The organism is Klebsiella sp. 7-CIP_Kleb. (genome assembly GCF_050378655.1).
GTDB lineage: Bacteria > Pseudomonadota > Gammaproteobacteria > Enterobacterales > Enterobacteriaceae > Klebsiella > Klebsiella quasipneumoniae.
In genome coordinates this window covers 1-2,509 of record NZ_JBNRLJ010000028.1, presented here as the reverse complement: position 1 = coordinate 2,509, position 2,509 = coordinate 1, and the positions used below count along the sequence as shown (strand labels likewise).

The window sequence follows — 2,509 nt, the reverse complement described above, 5'->3', positions numbered from 1 at the left end:
ACAGAATGATGTCACGCTGAAAATGCCGGCCTTTGAATGGGTTCATGTGCAGCTCCATCAGCAAAAGGGGATGATAAGTTTATCACCACCGACTATTTGCAACAGTGCCGTTGGTTTTACCGGAGGTACAGAAATCACACTCGCCGCACTCGGCGGTGTACAGCGGGATCACATGGTCGCCCGGTTTCACACTGGTCACGCCCTCACCGACCTCAACCACCACCCCGGCACCTTCATGGCCGAGCACCACCGGGAACAGACCTTCCGGATCATCACCGGAAAGCGTGTAGGCATCGGTATGGCATACCCCGGTGTGACTGATTTTCACCAGCACTTCACCTTTCTTCGGCGGTGCCACATCAATTTCAACAATTTCAAGGGGTAAACCCGGCCCGAAGGCGACTGCTGCGCGTGATTTCATAACGGTTCCTCTGTGTCTGAGGCTTATCATGGCAGGCGATAAGCACGAATGCCGTCCACCATACCGCACAACAGCGCTGCCTGTATAGCGCCGGTCAGCAGGTGGCCGCCACCGGTGCCGGTTTTCTGATCAGCAGACAGATTGCCAGCAGCAGACCGTACAGTGCCGTGCCAATCAGCCACACCGTACCGTCCGCACTCTGCTGTGTCTGACTGAAAATAAAAGCAAACAGCAGCGGGCCCGCCACGCCGGTCAGATTGGTCAGGCTGACCAGCACACCCTGTAGTTTTCCCTGATTTGCCGCCGATGCCCCGGCAGAGATAATGCCCTGCAATGCAGGCAGTGCAATTCCGCCGCCTGCCAGCAGGATCAGGACCGGATACACCATCCATCCGGAAGTGATAGCAGACATCAGTAAAAACGCGGTGGCATCGGCAATAAATCCGGCGAAAATAATGGTTTTCTCACTCAGCCGTTTTGCCAGCGCCCCGGCAACCACCGCCTGAAACAGTGCATGCATCGCCCCGAGTCCCGCCAGTGAAAAACCGACCGCCGCGCTGTCCCAGGCAAAGCGGCTCTCCGTAAACAATACCCAGACAGTGGCCGGGATCTGCCCGATAAGCTGCGCGGTAAAAAAGACAAACAGCAACAGCGCCAGAGGTTTAAGCAGTGTGATAAAGCTGATACCTGCGCTTTCTTGTTTCTGCTCCGCCGGTTTTTCTTCTGTCTGTACCGCCGGTTTAAAGATAAAAAAGACCATCAGAAAGGTGCAGGCATTCAGTATTGCCGCAATGACAAACGGCAGATGCGGTGAGATATCCCCCGCCAGTCCGCCGATAGCCGGCCCGGCAATCAGCCCGGCACCAAAGGCCGCACCGAGACGGCCGAACCAGGCGGTACGCTCGCTGACCGCCGTGCTGTCCGCCACTACCGAAGCCGCAACCGCGCCGGTGGCACCAGTGATCCCGGAGATAATCCGCCCGAGATACAACATCCACAGCACATTGGACAGTGCCAGCAGTGTGTAATCAAACGCGGCACCCGCCAGGGATAACAGCAGCACCGGTCTGCGCCCCAGCTTATCTGACCATCTGCCCAGCAGCGGAGCAAAACAGACCTGCATCACCGCATACAGCGCCAGCAGAATGCCGTAATGGTTTGCCACATCCGCTTCCGGGAGATATTCCCGCAGCAGTGACGGTAATACCGGCATGATCAGACCAATTCCCATCGCGTCCAGCAGTGTAATCACCAGCGCGATGACAGCGGGTTTATTCATTTTTCAGATCCTGTGTTAATTCCCTATCATTGATAGAGTTGGAATATATCCCTATCAATGATAGAGTGTCAATCTGAAAATCGGAGGAGACGGTCATGGCACGGCTGAACAGAGAATCGGTTATTGATGCGGCACTGGAACTGCTGAATGAGACAGGGATTGACGGGCTGACGACCCGCAAGCTGGCGCAGAAGCTGGGAATAGAACAGCCGACACTTTACTGGCATGTGAAAAATAAACGGGCGTTACTGGATGCGCTGGCGGTGGAGATCCTGGCGCGTCATCATGATTATTCACTGCCTGCGGCGGGGGAATCCTGGCAGTCATTTCTGCGCAATAATGCAATGAGTTTCCGCCGGGCGCTGCTGCGTTACCGTGACGGGGCAAAAGTGCACCTCGGCACCCGCCCTGATGAAAAACAGTATGATACGGTGGAAACCCAGTTACGCTTTATGACAGAAAACGGCTTTTCACTGCGCGACGGGTTATATGCGATTTCAGCGGTCAGTCATTTTACCCTTGGTGCCGTACTGGAGCAGCAGGAGCATACTGCCGCCCTGACCGACCGCCCTGCAGCACCGGACGAAAACCTGCCGCCGCTATTGCGGGAAGCGCTGCAGATTATGGACAGTGATGATGGTGAGCAGGCCTTTCTGCATGGCCTGGAGAGCCTGATCCGGGGGTTTGAGGTGCAGCTTACGGCACTGTTGCAAATAGTCGGTGGTGATAAACTTATCATCCCCTTTTGCTGATGGAGCTGCACATGAACCCATTCAAAGGCCGGCATTTTCAGCGTGACATCATTCTGT

At 55.5% G+C, this 2,509-nt stretch carries 2 protein-coding genes and 1 pseudogene; 1 reads left to right on the top strand and 2 read right to left on the bottom strand.

All coding sequences use genetic code 11. From position 1 onward, the window contains the following. Window positions 1–97: 97 nt before the first annotated feature. Window positions 98–421 (bottom strand): annotated as a pseudogene (locus tag ACQUTI_RS26245) (alcohol dehydrogenase catalytic domain-containing protein); the annotation flags it as partial. Between the two features lie 94 nt (window positions 422–515). Continuing rightward, window positions 516–1,700 (bottom strand): tetracycline efflux MFS transporter Tet(D), encoded by a 1,185-nt coding sequence (tet(D), locus tag ACQUTI_RS26240; RefSeq protein WP_001039466.1) that lies wholly within the window; start codon window positions 1,698–1,700, stop codon window positions 516–518. Between the two features lie 95 nt (window positions 1,701–1,795). Here tet(D) and tetR(D) point away from each other — a divergent pair, with 95 nt between their 5' ends. Continuing rightward, window positions 1,796–2,452 carry a tetracycline resistance transcriptional repressor TetR(D) gene (gene tetR(D) / locus ACQUTI_RS26235; RefSeq protein WP_000113282.1) on the top strand — a complete coding sequence of 219 codons (657 nt, stop codon included), beginning with the start codon at window positions 1,796–1,798 and terminating at the stop codon, window positions 2,450–2,452. Window positions 2,453–2,509: the final 57 nt, after the last annotated feature.